12 protein-coding genes and 2 tRNA genes are annotated in these 14684 nt (G+C 65.8%); 10 read left to right on the top strand and 4 right to left on the bottom strand.

The window, feature by feature from the left end; all coding sequences use genetic code 11:
• The first annotated feature begins 73 nt into the window (after positions 1-73).
• From ABZ827_RS22950 to ABZ827_RS22930, 5 genes are all read left to right on the top strand, one after another.
• Positions 74-1258: an acyl-CoA desaturase gene (locus tag ABZ827_RS22950; RefSeq protein WP_357240046.1), complete on the top strand. Its 1185-nt coding sequence runs from the start codon at positions 74-76 to the stop codon at positions 1256-1258.
• Entirely contained in the window at positions 1258-1602 is a 345-nt protein-coding gene (locus tag ABZ827_RS22945; protein WP_357240378.1) for a hypothetical protein, read from the top strand. Before ABZ827_RS22950 ends, ABZ827_RS22945 begins: the two co-directional genes overlap by 1 nt.
• Before the next feature lie 69 nt (positions 1603-1671).
• The gene (locus ABZ827_RS22940) at positions 1672-1992 is read left to right on the top strand and encodes a hypothetical protein (RefSeq protein ID WP_357240044.1); all 321 of its coding nucleotides are present in this window, start codon (positions 1672-1674) and stop codon (positions 1990-1992) included.
• Positions 1993-2182: 190 nt separating this feature from the next.
• Complete coding sequence (locus tag ABZ827_RS22935) at positions 2183-3229, top strand: mechanosensitive ion channel domain-containing protein (RefSeq protein WP_357240041.1); 1047 nt, start codon at positions 2183-2185, stop codon at positions 3227-3229.
• A 162-nt stretch (positions 3230-3391) separates the two neighbouring features.
• The gene (locus ABZ827_RS22930) at positions 3392-4093 is read left to right on the top strand and encodes a DUF4389 domain-containing protein (RefSeq protein ID WP_357240038.1); all 702 of its coding nucleotides are present in this window, start codon (positions 3392-3394) and stop codon (positions 4091-4093) included.
• A gap of 55 nt (positions 4094-4148) precedes the next feature.
• Here ABZ827_RS22930 and ABZ827_RS22925 read toward each other — a convergent pair.
• The 4 genes from ABZ827_RS22925 to ABZ827_RS22910 all read right to left on the bottom strand — a co-directional run bounded on the left by ABZ827_RS22925 (position 4149) and on the right by ABZ827_RS22910 (position 6154).
• Positions 4149-4221, bottom strand: a tRNA-His gene (locus ABZ827_RS22925).
• A gap of 55 nt (positions 4222-4276) precedes the next feature.
• Entirely contained in the window at positions 4277-4951 is a 675-nt protein-coding gene (gene orn / locus ABZ827_RS22920; protein ID WP_357240036.1) for an oligoribonuclease, read from the bottom strand.
• A gap of 85 nt (positions 4952-5036) precedes the next feature.
• A complete protein-coding gene (gene cmrA, locus ABZ827_RS22915; protein ID WP_357240033.1) occupies positions 5037-5840 on the bottom strand; it encodes a mycolate reductase in 804 nt (267 codons plus the stop codon).
• 240 nt (positions 5841-6080) lie between these two features.
• A tRNA-Arg gene (locus tag ABZ827_RS22910) sits at positions 6081-6154 on the bottom strand.
• Positions 6155-6289: 135 nt separating this feature from the next.
• On the opposite strand from ABZ827_RS22910, the gene ABZ827_RS22905 reads away from it, so the two are divergent.
• The 5 genes from ABZ827_RS22905 to ABZ827_RS22885 form a co-directional block, all read left to right on the top strand.
• Positions 6290-8323: a cytochrome c oxidase assembly protein gene (locus ABZ827_RS22905; RefSeq protein ID WP_357240030.1), complete on the top strand. Its 2034-nt coding sequence runs from the start codon at positions 6290-6292 to the stop codon at positions 8321-8323.
• A 4-nt stretch (positions 8324-8327) separates the two neighbouring features.
• Positions 8328-9296 carry a threonine/serine dehydratase gene (locus ABZ827_RS22900; protein ID WP_357240027.1) on the top strand — a complete coding sequence of 323 codons (969 nt, stop codon included), beginning with the start codon at positions 8328-8330 and terminating at the stop codon, positions 9294-9296.
• A 224-nt stretch (positions 9297-9520) separates the two neighbouring features.
• Positions 9521-10021, top strand: coding sequence for a single-stranded DNA-binding protein (ssb, locus tag ABZ827_RS22895; protein ID WP_357240024.1), 501 nt, complete (start codon positions 9521-9523; stop codon positions 10019-10021).
• Between the two features lie 35 nt (positions 10022-10056).
• Positions 10057-11733 (top strand): energy-dependent translational throttle protein EttA, encoded by a 1677-nt coding sequence (gene ettA / locus ABZ827_RS22890; RefSeq protein ID WP_357240021.1) that lies wholly within the window; start codon positions 10057-10059, stop codon positions 11731-11733.
• 93 nt (positions 11734-11826) lie between these two features.
• The coding region (locus tag ABZ827_RS22885) for an NAD-glutamate dehydrogenase domain-containing protein (protein WP_357240018.1) at positions 11827-14684 on the top strand (2858 nt) is incomplete at its 3' end.

Raw genomic sequence — 14684 nt, 5'->3', positions numbered from 1 at the left:
TCACATGGACATCGAGATCTGAGATTCCACGTGACGACAGAAATCTGACATCTGGAAACGAAGGGGAGAACAGATGACCATCCTCACCGAAACCAAGGACGGACCGCTGGTCCTCTCGCCCGATCAGGTCGAGGAGATCGGCCGTACCCTCGATGAACTGCGCGACCGCCTCGTCGCCGATCTGGGCGAGCGCGACCGCGAGTACATCTACAACATCATCAAGGCGCAGCGCGGTTTCGAGATCGCCGGGCGCGGGCTGATGTACCTGGGCTTTCTGCCGCCCTTCTGGCTGGCCGGAGTCGCGGCGCTGAGTGTGTCGAAGATCCTGGACAATATGGAGATCGGCCATAACGTGATGCACGGCCAGTTCGACTGGATGCGCGAGCCGAACCTCAATTCGCGGGTTTTCGAATGGGATACCGTCTGCCCGGCGGACCAGTGGAAGCATTCGCACAACTACATGCACCACACGTACACCAACATCCACGGGCGTGACCGGGATATCGGCTACGGCGTGCTGCGCATCGACGAGGGCCAGGATTGGCACCCGTACTACCTGGGCAACCCGGTGTACGCGTTCCTGCTGATGGTCTTCTTCGAATGGGGTGTGATGCTGCACGACCTCGAAGCCGACAACATCGTCAAGGGCAAGCGCACCTGGGCGGAACTCAAACCGCTGATCAAGGGTCAGCTCCGCAAATCGGGCCGGCAGGTCCTCAAGGACTATGTGGCGTTCCCGCTGCTGTCCGGCCCGCTGTTCCTGTCCACCCTGGCCGGTAATGCGACGGCCAACCTGGTGCGCAACCTGTGGGCGTATTCGATCATCTTCTGCGGGCATTTCCCGTCGGGCGTGCAGAGCTTCACCGAAGAGGAAACCGCCGACGAGACCCGCGGCGAATGGTACGTCCGGCAGATGCTCGGCTCGGCCAATATCACCGGCAGTCCGCTGTTCCACATCATGTCCGGAAACCTCTCGCATCAGATCGAGCACCATCTCTTCCCGGACCTGCCGGCCAACCGGTATCCCGAGATCGCTCCCGAGGTCCGGGCGCTGTGCGAGAAGTTCGGACTGCCCTACAACACCGGACCGCTCGGAAAACAGATCGGCTCGGTCTGGGGCAAGATCTTCCAACTCGCCCTCCCGCCGCAGCTCAGGGAATCCCGGTTCGCCCGGTTCCTGCCCGCTGTACTGCGGAAACGCGAGGAACCCAGTGTTATCGTGATGCGTCAGCAGAGTCCTACCGGAGCGGGCGTGTGATGATCGGCAAATTCGAGGCCAACAAGGACCTGATCCAGGAACTCACCTCGTCGGGCGCGCGCCGGGTCGGCAATATCGCGGGCATCATCACCGGCACCGTCGCCGAGGTGACCCGGGAGATCGGTGAATGGGTCACCGACGCGATCGAGATGAACGAGGCCGCCGCCGCGGCCCGCCGCGACGCCGCCGCAACCACCGGGCGCGAAGATACCGACGACGAGGTGGACGGTCAGGGTGCCGCGGCGCCGAGCTCAACGGCGGCGCCGCTGGTCGCCGACGTTGTGGACGCCGATGTGGTGGAGCCGGAAACCACGGATACCGACCTGCACGGCAAGCGGCTCTGATCAGGTTGTGCGATCGCCCGGTGGGATAGTTCACACCGGGCGGCTACCCTTGGGCTAACCTCTGCAGTCGTGCCCGCCTATGTCTCCTCTCCGGAGTTGACCTTCGGATTCCTGTTCGCGCTGGAGGACCCCGAGCGGGTGGCGGAAGTGGTGCGCCAACTCATGGAGCGCAAAACCGTATCGGTTTTCCGGCTGGCGCGGCTGTCCGACGATGCCGGACCGCCGCAACGCTACGTGGTGAACTGGGCGGCGATACCGCAGATCACGATCACCACCACCGCGCCCGATGCCGGCGTGCTGCGAGCCGAACGTGTGATGCTGGTCAATGCGTTCCTCGGTGACGGCGGTGAGGTCCGGTTGTATTCGGCACAGGGGCAGACCCCTGAGTGATACCGGGCGGGGGCTGATTCAGGTGCGCCGACCGGCCGGACGTGCGCCGGGGGCGGCCGGTGACACGCAGGTGCGGGGCCCGGAGGCATAGGCCGGAGGGTTCCCGTGACAAGTAGTAGTTCGTCGTTATCGAACTGTAGCCTTGTTCCCGGGGTTCCGAACCTATCGATGGGTGCAAGGAGTGGGTGCTGTGGAGAACGTACTACGGCTGCTGATCGTTCTGGGGGGAACGCTGGCCGTGACGATCGCGATCGGATGGGCAATCGACCGCGGGCTGCGGTATTGGTCGGCCCGGCATCCGAAGACCGAGATACCGGGGCTGCTGCGCCGGATCCAGCTGCCGCTGCAACTTTTCCTCGGCTTCGCCGCCCTTCGGATGACCTACCCGCTGGCCGGGCTGAATCTGCGGCAGGATTCGGTCGTCCTCAGCGTCCTGGCCACGGTGGTGACCATGTCGGCGGTATGGCTGGTGGTCCGGATCGCCGACGCCGTGGCCGACGGCATGCTGAGCACCTACTCCCGCCGGGCCCGTGACCCCCGCCGGGTACGCCAGCTCAACACCCAGTTCACCCTGATCCGCCGGATCACCAGCTCGGTGCTGGCCGTGGCCACCGCGGCGATCGCCATGCTGGTGATGTTCCCCGAATTGCGGGTGCTGGGCACATCGCTGCTGGCCTCGGCCGGGATCATCGGCATCATAGCCGGTGTGGCGGCGCAGTCCACGCTCAGCAATCTGATGGCCGGTCTGCAGATCGCCTTCGGCGATTCGGTGAAAATCGGCGATACGGTCGTGGTCGAAGGCGAGATGGGCACCATCGAGGAGATCACGCTGTCCTTCCTGACGGTGCGGATCTGGGACGATCGCCGGCTGACCATGCCGGTGTCGTACTTCAACAGCAAACCGTACGAGAACTGGTCCCGGGGCGGTCCGCAGATGACCGGCACGGTGTTCCTGCACCTCGACCACAGCACGCCGGTGGCCGAGCTGCGCACGCACCTCTACGAATATCTGAGCGACCACCCGGACTGGGATGGGCGCAGCTGGAACCTGCTGGTCACCGATAGCACTCCCACCGGAATCGAGGTGCGTGCCTCGATGACCGGGCGTGATTCCGACGCTGTGTGGTCGCTGCGCTGCGCGGTGCGCGAGGAACTGATCGGCTGGCTCAACGAGGAGCATCCCGGTTCGCTTCCCCGGCTGGGGGCGCTCGACGGGCTCGACACGCCGGTTCGGTAAGTGCCCCGCGCGGGGTGTACGCACCGGCCCCGAAGTGACTTGATCTCGATGGCGTGTCTTTATGCCGCGTTCATCGCGGAAGGGTGTGCTGTAGCTCACAATTGGGAGATGGCCGCGCTGATACCGGCCGGCCGGGCCAGCACTCTCTAAGGAGCCCCGCTCATGTCTGCTCCCGCCGGTTATCCGGTCCGTGTTCGCGGTGATCTGGATCCCGCGCTGTCGCGCTGGATGTGGATCGTCAAATGGATTCTCGCCATACCGCACTACATCGTTCTGTTCTTCCTGCATATCGGCTATGCCGTGGTGACGGTGATCGCATTCTTCGCGATCCTGTTCACCGGCAGGTATCCGCGTGCCCTGTTCGACTACAGCGTCGGCGTCATCCGGTGGTCTTGGCGTGTCAGTTTCTACGCCTGGACGCCGGCCGGGACGGATAAGTATCCGCCGTTCGCTCTGGCATCGGACGAGAGCTATCCGGCCGATCTGGATATCGACTATCCGCCGACCCTCCATCGTGGTCTGGTGCTCGTGAAATGGTGGCTGCTGGCCATCCCGCACTACCTGATCATCGGTGGTATGACCGGGGCCGCCTGGGTCGTGTACTCCGACGATATGGACGGTATGGCCAGTGCGGCGGGTCTTCCGCTGATCGGTGTGCTGACGTTGGTCGCGCTTATCGGCCTGCTGTTCGTCGCGCGGTACTCCCAAGGCCTGTTCGATTTCGTGATGGGCATCAACCGGTGGATGCTGCGGGTGCAGGCCTACGGATCTCTCCTCCGCGACGAATACCCGCCGTTCCGGCTGGATCAGGGCGCCCGCGACGAGGTGCCTCCGGCGGTCGATACGACGAAACCCGCTGTCTGACCGATCCTCCCGGCAATGAAAAAGCCCGAGGGCCGATGGGCCCTCGGGCTTTCAGGGTGAGTGACGGGACTCGAACCCGCGACAGCCAGGATCACAACCTGGTGCTCTACCAACTGAACTACACTCACCATCGCCGGTTTTGCACCGGCGGCCTAGATACTAGCGCGTGTACCCCGTCGTTAGCTAATCGGTTTCCGGCGTGGTGGTGACCTGGGCCGATACCGTATCGGCGGAGGAGGCCGCGATCTCGTCCGCGGCACGCGCGCTGACCTCGGTGGCGATCGCGGTGATCTCCGCGGTCGACGGGCCGGGCGCCGGCACGAAGACGGTGCGCCGGTAGTACTCGAGCTCCCGGAGGGATTCCCGGATATCGGCCAGCGCGCGATGGGCCAGGCCCTTCTCCGGCTGGCCGAAGTAGATGCGCGGATACCAGCGCCGGCACAGTTCCTTGATCGAGCTCACATCGATCATCCGATAGTGCAGATGCTTGTCCAGCCGCGGCATATCCCGGGCGATGAATCCGCGATCGGTGGCGATGGAATTACCCGCCAGCGGCACCACACCCGCGGTGGGCGCGTACTGCTCGATGTAGTCGAGCACCTGCTGCTCGGCCTCGGCGAGGGTGACGCTGGACTGCCGGACCTCCTCGGTGAGACCGGAACGAGCATGCATCTCGGCGACCACCTGCGGCATCGCGGCGAGTGCCGCTTCGTCGGCGTGGATCACGATATCCACACCGTCGCCGAGGATGTTCAGTTCGCTGTCGGTCACGAGGGCGGCGACCTCGATGAGCTTATCGTTGACCAGATCGAGCCCGGTCATCTCGCAATCCATCCACACCACTAATTTGTCGGACACTCGTCCCACCCTAATCAGCCCAGCTGTGGGTGCGGTGCAATCGTGGCGGTCACGATCTGTGAACGACTTCGAGCCGGTCCGGTTGTCAGCCGCCGAGCTTCTTGTAGAAGGCGCCCGCGAAAGGTGCCGTAATCGCCCGCGGGCCGTAGTTGCCCGCGACGCTCATCCCCTTGCCGATCACGCCCGGCACTACCCGCCTTTTGTTGCGAGCCAGCCCATCGATCGAAATTCGTGCGGTGTACTCGGAGGAAACCCATAGGAAATCCGGGACCATCCGGTCGACGAGCGAGGCCTCGGCGGGGTCCGGTGTCTCGGTGCGGACAGGACCGGGAGCCAGGAGTGTGACATGCACCCCGGTATCCGCCAGCTCCCCGCGCAGGGATTCGGCGAAGGTGTTCGCGAAGGCCTTGCTGGCCGCGTAGGTGGTGTTGTGCGGGATGGGCATATTGCCGGCCGCCGAACCGCTGACCAGAATGCCGCCGGCGCGCCGGGCCAGCATGGCGGGCAGCACAGCCAGGGTGAGATCCTGCACCGCGACAGCATTGAGTTCGAGCTGGGCGCGTTCGTAATCGGGGTCCAGGCCGCTGATCGGGCCGAAGGTCGCGATACCGGCGTTATTGCACAGGATCGAGATATCGCGGCCACTCAGCTCTTCGGTCAGGATCGCGCGCTGCGGCCGATCGGCCAGATCCACCGCGCGGACCTCCGCGGTGATTCCGTGGGTACGGGTGAGCCGGCCCGCCAGTTCGTCGAGCAGTTCGCCGCGGCGGGCGACCAGGATGAGCGAATACCCACGGCCCGCTAGTTCGGCGGCCAGTGCGGCTCCGATTCCGGACGAGGCGCCGGTCACGACGGCGCGGCTGTCGGCGGTAGGTGATGGCAAACCCATCAGGTCACCCTATGCGAACCCGCCGCTCTCGCCGCGGCCGTGCGCTGTCCGCGGCCCGGTTCTCCCGGGGCGGAGCCGACCGGCCGGGCACCGATGACCAGCGTCGGGGGCGTGGCGCCGAAAGATATCGCCTCGAGCCCGGGAAAACCTGAAACTCCTGTAGATCACGGGTGTTTGGGCCCCGGTGAGATGGGTACACCCACACCGACTGGCCCGAACAGCTCAGTCGGGTGGGTGGAGCGCCCCCGGCAGGAATCGAACCTGCGACCTAGGGATTAGAAGGCCCTTGCTCTATCCAACTGAGCTACGGAGGCAGTGGTTCCACCATGGCGGACAACGGTCGCGCTGTCCAGCTGAAAAGTGTAGCGATCAATCTGATCGTTTGATTTGGGCTGCCCGGAAACGGCCCGGCCGGGCCCGTCGGGGCCTGCCGAACTACTCTCGAAGCTATGTCGTCAGTCCAGGCCCCTGCCGCCGAACCCGCCAGCGAGGTCGGTCGGCCGGGCGCTCCGGCTGCCGCAACGGCCGCACTGACGGTGATCGCCGGGGCGCTCGCGGGGTTGGTCGCCATAGTCGTGGTCAGCGCGTCGGCGGCCGAGGCACTGAGTCTGCTGGGCATCCCCGATCCGGGCCCGCTCACCACCTACGGCCTGCCCGCCGTGAGGGCCCTGGCCGATCTGTTCGCGGCGCTGACTGTGGGAGCCCTGCTGTTCGCGGCCTTCCTGGTTCCGCCGCAGCGCGGCGGCCTCCTCGATACCGGCGGATACCGCGCGGTGCGGCGGGCCTCCGGACTGGCACTGGTCTGGGCGATCTGCGCGGCATTGCTGGTACCGCTGACAGTTTCCGACAGCACCGGCCGGCCGGTTTCGCAGATCCTCGCACCGCAGGACCTGTGGGGGGTGATCGACGAGATCGAGCTGGCGGGGACATGGCGGCTCACCGCTGTCGGGGCGTTACTGCTGGCCATCGCCTGTCGCCTCGTGTTGCGCTGGGGATGGACTCCCGTACTGTTCGCCGGTTCGATCGCGGTGCTGATGCCACTGGCGCTGACCGGCCACTCCTCCTCGGGTGGGGCGCACGATGTGGCCACCAACAGCTTGATCCTGCACTTGATCGCCGCGGCGGTCTGGGTCGGCGGTCTCGTCGCCTTGCTCGTCCACGCGCTGCGCGACGGTACGGACACGGGCCTGGCGGCCCGGCGGTTCTCGCCGGTGGCGGCGGTCTCGTTCGTTGTGCTGGCGGTGAGCGGGGTCGCGAACTCGTGGGTCCGGGTGCCGTGGGACGAACTGTTCACCAGCACCTACGGTCGCCTGGTGCTCGCCAAGGTCGCCGCGCTGGTGGTCCTGGGCGTGTTCGGCTGGTTCCAGCGCCGGGCGGCGCTGCCCGCGCTTGCTGCCGATCCGGGCGATCGCCGGGCACTGATCCGGTTCGCGGGGGTGGAGATGCTCGTCTTCGCCGCGACGATGGGCCTGGCGGCGGGATTGGGGCGGACGCCACCGCCGCCGCCCACCAGCGTGCCCACTCCCATGGAGGTGGAACTCGGGTATCAGCTGGACGGCCCGCCCACTGTTGCCCGGATACTGTTCGACTGGCGGTTCGACCTGATCTTCGGCACGCTCGCCATCGTGCTGGCGGTGCTGTACCTGCTCGGGGTCCGCCGGCTGCGGGCCCGCGGTGACCGGTGGCCGGTGGGCCGGACCGTCGCCTGGTTGCTGGGCTGCGCCGTCCTGCTGTTCACGACCTCGTCGGGTGTCGGCCGCTACGGCCCGGCGATGTTCAGTGTGCATATGGGCGCGCATATGGCGCTGTCCATGCTGACCCCGATTCTGCTCGCGCTCGGCGGTGTGGTGACGCTGGCGTTGCGGGCGCTCCCGCCGGCCGGCCGGGCCGGGGCGCCGGGTCCGCGGGAATGGATTCTCGCGGCCGTACACAACCCGGTATCGCGCTTTCTCACCCATCCCATCGTGGCGTCCGTGGTGTTCGTGGCGGGGTTCTACGCCCTGTACCTGGGCGGGATTTTCGACTCGTTCGTGGATTCCCACGCCGCCCATCTGCTGATGAACCTGCATTTCCTGGTGAGCGGCTACCTCTTCTACTGGGTCGTGATCGGAATCGATCCGAAGCCGCGCCGGGTGGAGCCGCTCACCAAACTCGGGATGGTGTTCGGCTCACTGCCGTTCCACGCGTTCTTCGGTGTGATTCTGATGGGGATGAGCACCGTGCTGGGCGGCTGGTTCTATCGCGGCCTGGGCCTGGACTGGCACAACGATCTGCTGGGCGATCAGCGCACCGGTGGCAGTCTGGCGTGGGCGACCGGCGAGGTGCCGCTGGTGGTGGTGATGCTGGCGTTGCTGATCCAGTGGTCCCGTAGTGACGAACGGCTGGCCCGCCGCACCGACCGCGCCGCGGAACTCGACGACAACGCGGAACTGGCCGCGCACAACGCCATGTTCGCCGAATTGGCCAAGCGAGATCGGCAGTAGGTAGATGACCGAACAGAAAACCCCGCTGACACCCGTGCAACCGTTGCGCCGCGTCTATCGATCCGATGTGCGTGCGGCTCGCCGCCGCCTGGGCCGGCATATTCGCAAGACGCCGGTGTTCCACACCGTGGTCCCCGGGCCGTCCGGGCCGGTGCCGGTCACCCTGAAGCTGGAATATCTGCAGCACGGCGGCACGTTCAAGGTGCGCGGTAGTTACAACGCGCTCCTGTCCGAGCGGGTGTGTCCCGAGCACGTCGTCATCGCCTCCGGCGGGAACGCGGGGATCGCGGCGGCTCTCGCGTCGGCGGGGATGGGGAAATCCTGCACGATCGTGGTGCCGGAATCGGCGCCGCACACCAAGGTCGCGGCGATGTGGTCGCACGGGGCCGAGGTGCGCTGGCACGGGACCACCTATGCCGAGGCCTACGAACACGCGCGGGAGATCACCGCGGAACGCGGCGCGCTACAGCTGCACGCCTACGACCTGCCCGCCGTGGTGACCGGCGCGGGCGTGATCGGCCTCGAACTCGAGGAGCAGGTACGCGGCCGGCCGCCGATTCTGGTCGCGGTCGGCGGCGGGGGCCTGATCGGCGGCATCGCGGCGGCTGCCGGCCGGCGCCGGGAAGTCGTCGGGGTGGAGCCCGAAGGTATTCCGACGATGCATTCGGCGCTCGCCGCGGGAAAACCGGTGGACGTCGATATCGCCAGCATCACCGCGGATGCCCTGGGGGCGTCGCGGCTGGGCGAGATCTCCTTCGATGTGGCCCGCCGCTACGGCGTGCGGTCGGTTCTGGTGACCGACGACGCCATCACCGAAGCGCGTGATCATCTGTGGCGTGAATTCCGGATAGTGGTCGAGCTGTCGGGTGCGGTGGCCTTGGCCGCGATTCTCAGCGGAGCCTATGTTCCCCCCGAGGGCGAGCGGCCGGTGATCGTGCTGTGCGGGGCGAATACCGAACTCCCGGTGCTCTGACCGGATCGGCCGGCCGGATGGCGTGCTGCCGCGCCGGGGACCGGGTGCCGGAAACCGGCCTCGCGGGCGGGATGTTTGTCCACAGCCTCGCCCGGTGGGGGAAGTTGTCCACAGATCCGATTTCCGCCTGCCACCGCAGTGCGGCGCGGGTCACCATGAATATGTTCCCGGGAATCGGGAGCGCGGGTGCCCCGGCTGTACCGGGCGTGAGAAGGGGTGGGCTCATGTACGAAACTCTGGCGACTGTGGTGGGTACCGTGGTGACCGATCCGGTCAAGCGCGATCTCCCGAGCGGAGAGCAGATGCTCAGCTTCCGGTTGGCGAGTACCGCGCGCCGGCTCGACCGGGACTCGGGTGAATGGGTGGACAATGGGGTGTTGTTCCTGACAGTGAGCTGCTGGCGTCGGCTGGTGGCCGGTGTCGACGCCTCCATCCGCCGCGGTGATCCGGTCATCGTGCAGGGGCAACTCCGGTCCAACGAATACCGCTCGCGCGACGGCGTCGACCGCCGGGATCTGGAGATGCGGGCCCACACCGTAGGCCCCGACCTCACCCGCTGCACCGCCCAGGTGATGCGTCGGCGGACCGGATATGCGACCGTTAGCGGGAATGACGCCGCCGATCCGGGCGCTGGATCTGCCGGGGGCGGGGTAGCGGGGGAAAAGGACGATCCGATGACGGAGACGTCGGCGCCCGGCGACCGGCCGGTGAACGCCGACGTGTGAAACTGCACCGATGTTCGACGGATAGGGTGATCGCTATGGCTGAGTTCATCTACCAAATGAAGAAGGTTCGTAAGGCGCACGGCGACAAGGTCGTGCTCGACGATGTCACCTTGAACTTCCTTCCCGGCGCCAAGATCGGCGTTGTCGGCCCCAACGGCGCCGGTAAATCCAGCGTGCTGAAGATCATGGCCGGATTGGACCAGCCGAACAACGGCGAGGCCTTTCTCGCACCGGGTGCCAGTGTCGGAATCCTGCAGCAGGAGCCGCCGCTGAACGAGGAGAAGTCGGTTCGCGGGAACGTGGAGGAGGGCCTCGGCGAGATCAAGGTCAAACTCGACCGGTTCAACGAGATCGCCGAACTCATGGCCACCGATTACTCCGACGAGCTCATGGACGAAATGGGCAAACTGCAGGAGGATCTCGACCACGCCGACGCCTGGGATCTGGACTCTCAGCTGGAGCAGGCGATGGACGCCCTGCGCTGCCCGCCGCCGGAAGAGCCGGTCACCAATCTGTCCGGTGGTGAGCGTCGCCGTGTGGCGCTGTGCAAATTGCTGCTGAGCAAACCCGATCTGCTGTTGCTGGATGAGCCCACCAACCATCTCGACGCAGAGAGCGTGCTCTGGCTCGAGCAGTTCCTGGCCCAGTATCCGGGCGCTGTTCTGGCGGTCACCCACGACCGGTACTTCCTGGACAATGTGGCCGGCTGGATTCTCGAGCTGGACCGGGGCCGCGCCATCGGCTACGAAGGCAACTACTCCACGTATCTGGAGAAGAAGGCCGAACGCCTCGCGGTACAGGGCAAGAAGGACCAGAAGCTGCAGAAGCGATTGAAGGACGAACTCGCCTGGGTGCGCTCCGGTGCCAAGGCCCGCCAGGCCAAGAACAAGGCGCGCCTGGGCCGGTACGAGGAAATGGCGGCCGAGGCCGAGAAGATGAAGAAGCTGGATTTCGAGGAGATCCAGATCCCCGCCGGCCCGCGCCTGGGCAGTGTCGTGGTCGAGGTGGAGCATCTGGACAAGGGCTTCGGCGATCGCCAGCTGATCAAGGATCTGTCGTTCACGTTGCCACGCAACGGAATCGTCGGTGTTATCGGCCCCAACGGCGTGGGTAAGACCACCCTGTTCAAGACCATTGTCGGTCTCGAGGAACCGGACAGCGGCACGGTGAAGGTCGGCGATACGGTTCAGCTGAGCTATGTCGACCAGACCCGGGCCGGTATCGATCCGAACAAGACGGTGTGGCAGGTGGTTTCCGACGGGCTCGACTATATCGAGGTCGGCCAGCAGGAGATGCCGTCCCGGGCGTACGTGAGCGCGTTCGGGTTCAAGGGCCCGGATCAGCAGAAACCGGCCGGTGTGCTCTCCGGTGGTGAGCGCAACCGCCTCAACCTGGCACTCACCCTGAAACAGGGCGGGAATCTGATCCTGCTCGACGAGCCCACCAACGATCTGGATGTGGAGACGCTCGGATCACTGGAGAACGCACTCGAACAGTTCCCCGGCTGCGCCGTGGTCATTTCCCACGACAGGTGGTTCCTGGACCGCACCTGTACGCATATCCTCGCTTGGGAAGGTGACGCCGACAACGAGGCCAAGTGGTTCTGGTTCGAGGGCAACTTCGAAGCGTACGAGGCCAACAAGATCGAGCGTCTCGGACAGGAAGCCGCACGGCCGCATCGCGTGACACATCGCAAACTGACCCGCGGGTAACGCCGCAGATTTTTCCCCGCTACCCGGGCACGGGACTACCCTCGGGGCGGCATCGGTGTGTCTCCGAAAGAACCGCATTCAAGGGAGTGGGAAATGACGGTCTCGTCCGAATTGTCCAGCGAGGCATGGGTTGCCGAACTGCCGGACACCCTACGAGCCGGCCTCCGCGCCCTGGAGGAGGGATATTTCCGGCACGTAGGGACCGACGAGGCGGACTGCGAGATAACCTCTGTCGCGCTCACATTCCGAGCGCATCTGGAGCTGGCCCTGAACCGGCAACCGGGTCAGGGATCGGTCCGGGTGCACCATCCGGACGACGGATCCGGCCTGGGAGCGGCGATACAGATCGTGACCGACGATATGCCGATGCTCGTCGATTCGATCACCGCCCTGCTGTCCCGGATGGGCGGTACGGTTCGTGAGGTCATCCACCCGGTCGTCACGGTGGAGCGGAATGCCGACGGGCGGCTCGTCGCCGCCCGTCCCCACGTTGCCGATCGGGGCCGTAACGGAGCATCGGCCGACCGCGAATCGTGGATCCATCTACAACTGCATCCCGCGACCGGCGCAGAACTACTCGGCGAGATCGCCGCGGCCCTGCCGGGCGTGATCAGTGATGTGCGGCAGGTGAGCAGCGATACCGACGCGATCCACGCCCTGCTCCACGATCTCGCGGCCGGCCTCGACCGCGCCGGTGAAGCGGTGGGCACGGGGGAGACGGATATCGCGCCGTCCGACTGTGCCGGGCTGCTGCGTTGGATGGCCGCCGGTAATTTCACCGTGCTCGGTTACGCCAGGTACCGGAACGAACCCGGTGAATCGGTGCCGGTGCTCATGGCGGATTCGGCCCTGGGGGTGTTGCATCCGGGCGCCGGTACCGGATTCCAGGTGCCCATCGGAGCCGGCGCACCGCGGCTGCTGCGGATGACCCAGGGACTGGTCCCGGTGACCATGCAGCGGGCGGTCTATCCGTTCTTCATCGGCGTGGCCGATCTCGGAGCCACGGGCGAGGTCCGCGGTGAGCATTTGTTCATCGGCGTTTTCACGGTCACCGCGTTGCACGAGAATGTGCTCGATATACCCGTGGTGGGCGAGCGGGTGCGCTCGGCCATCAAGGGCAGCGGTTTCGACCTCGACTCGTTCTCGGGGCAGGCGATGCTCGAGGTTATGCAGGGCTTCCCGCGCACCGAACTTTTCGCCTGCGATGCCGCTACCCTGCGCCGTATCGCTGCCGCGGTACTCAATGTGGGTCTGCGCCGGCAGGTCCGGTTGTTCCTGCGCGTCGATCCCTACGGTCGCTTCGTGGTGGCGATGGTGTATTTGCCGCGGGATCGCTACACCACCGCGGTCCGGCTGGAGATGCAGGACATCCTGGTCCGCGAACTCGGCGGCTCGTCGATCGACTACTCGGCCCGGGTGAGCGAAAGCGAGCTCGCCAGCGTCTATTTCACGATCCGGCTGCCGGGCGCCGATAGTAGCGAACCGGTACGCGGCACATCGGCCGAGGAAATCTCCGAGGCCGAACGGCAGCGTATCCAGAGTCTGCTCACCGAAGCGAGTCGTACCTGGGACGACTACCTCAACGACGAGGTGAGTGCGTCCACGGTCCTCGATCCGAAGATAGTGCGCCGCTACTGCGAAGCATTCCCCGACGGCTACAAGCAGGATTTCACCGCGTCGCGGGCCCTGGCCGATATCGACCGCTTGGAGCGGCTGCGGACGGGCGGTATCGACCAGCACCTGTACCGGGTCACCGGAGCGCCCGCGGGCTCCTGGCGTTTCACTCTCTATATCGGCGGTACCGGAATTTCGCTGAGCCAGGTACTTCCGGTGATACAGAGCCTCGGTGTCGAGGTGATCGACGAGCGGCCGTACCGAATCAGGCGCGAGGCCGACGGTGCCGGCGCCTCGGCGGAGCGCTGGATCTACGATTTCGGGCTGCTGGCCAGCCCGGAATTACTGCGTGCCGCGCTCGACCAGGATCTCGATACCGAATTGCTCGAGGTGTCGCCGGACAGGCCCGCGCGGATCGAATCGGCGGCCGCCGGAGTGCGGGACCGCTTCACCGAAGCATTCGATGCGATCTGGTACGGCCGCGCGGAGGCCGACGGTCTTAACGAACTCGTCCTGCGGGCCGCGCTGACCTGGCGTGAGGTCGCCGTACTGCGCACCTACGCGAAATACCTGCAACAGGCAGGGTTCCCGTACAGCCAGGTGAACATCGCCCGGGTGCTGCACACCTATCCGGATACAGCGCGATTGTTCGCGCAGTTGTTCGCCGCCCGGTTCGACCCGGACAGCTGTTCCGCCGACCACGCCACCGAACTCGAACAGCGAGTACGTGAGCGGATCGACCAGGTGGTCAGCCTGGATGCGGACCGCATTCTGCGGGCCATGCTGGGATTGATACTGGCCACCCTGCGCACCAACTATTACGTCACCGACGCCGACGGCGCCGCCCGGGAGTTCATCTCGGTGAAGGTCGAGCCGCAGGAGATCGCCGAACTTCCGCAGCCGCGGCCGAAGTACGAGATCTTCGTGTATTCGCCGCGGGTGGAGGGTGTGCATCTGCGGTTCGGTGCGGTGGCGCGGGGTGGTTTGCGCTGGTCGGATCGGCTGGAGGATTTCCGGACCGAGATCTTGGGTTTGGTGAAGGCGCAGGCGGTGAAGAACGCGGTGATCGTGCCGGTGGGCGCGAAGGGTGGTTTCGTGGTGAAACGCCCGCCCGCGGCTACGGGCGATGCCGCTGTCGACCGGCAGGCTCGCATGGTGGAAGGTATCGAATGCTATCGAACTTTCATCTCCGGTTTGCTCGATATCACGGATAACGTCGACCTGGCCGGGGGGCAGGTGCTGCCGCCGGATCGGGTGGTGCGGCGTGACGGTGATGATACGTATTTGGTGGTGGCGGCGGATAAGGGGACGGCGACGTTTTCCGATATCGCTAATGA

This window comes from Nocardia sp. NPDC019395, assembly GCF_040632335.1.
Classification (GTDB): domain Bacteria; phylum Actinomycetota; class Actinomycetes; order Mycobacteriales; family Mycobacteriaceae; genus Nocardia.
The sequence above is the reverse complement of the archived record's forward strand: the minus strand, read 5'-3'. Positions and strand labels throughout refer to the sequence as shown.

Bases quoted from the DNA above. Each gene is read 5' to 3' on its own strand.
- ABZ827_RS22950 (WP_357240046.1), top strand. From the start codon at position 74: ATGACCATCCTCACCGAAACCAAGGACGGACCGCTGGTCCTCTCGCCC.
- ABZ827_RS22945 (WP_357240378.1), top strand. From the start codon at position 1,258: ATGATCGGCAAATTCGAGGCCAACAAGGACCTGATCCAGGAACTCACC.
- ABZ827_RS22930 (WP_357240038.1), top strand. From the start codon at position 3,392: ATGTCTGCTCCCGCCGGTTATCCGGTCCGTGTTCGCGGTGATCTGGAT.
- cmrA (WP_357240033.1), bottom strand. From the start codon at position 5,840: ATGGGTTTGCCATCACCTACCGCCGACAGCCGCGCCGTCGTGACCGGC.
- ABZ827_RS22905 (WP_357240030.1), top strand. From the start codon at position 6,290: ATGTCGTCAGTCCAGGCCCCTGCCGCCGAACCCGCCAGCGAGGTCGGT.
- ABZ827_RS22900 (WP_357240027.1), top strand. From the start codon at position 8,328: ATGACCGAACAGAAAACCCCGCTGACACCCGTGCAACCGTTGCGCCGC.
- ssb (WP_357240024.1), top strand. From the start codon at position 9,521: ATGTACGAAACTCTGGCGACTGTGGTGGGTACCGTGGTGACCGATCCG.
- ettA (WP_357240021.1), top strand. From the start codon at position 10,057: ATGGCTGAGTTCATCTACCAAATGAAGAAGGTTCGTAAGGCGCACGGC.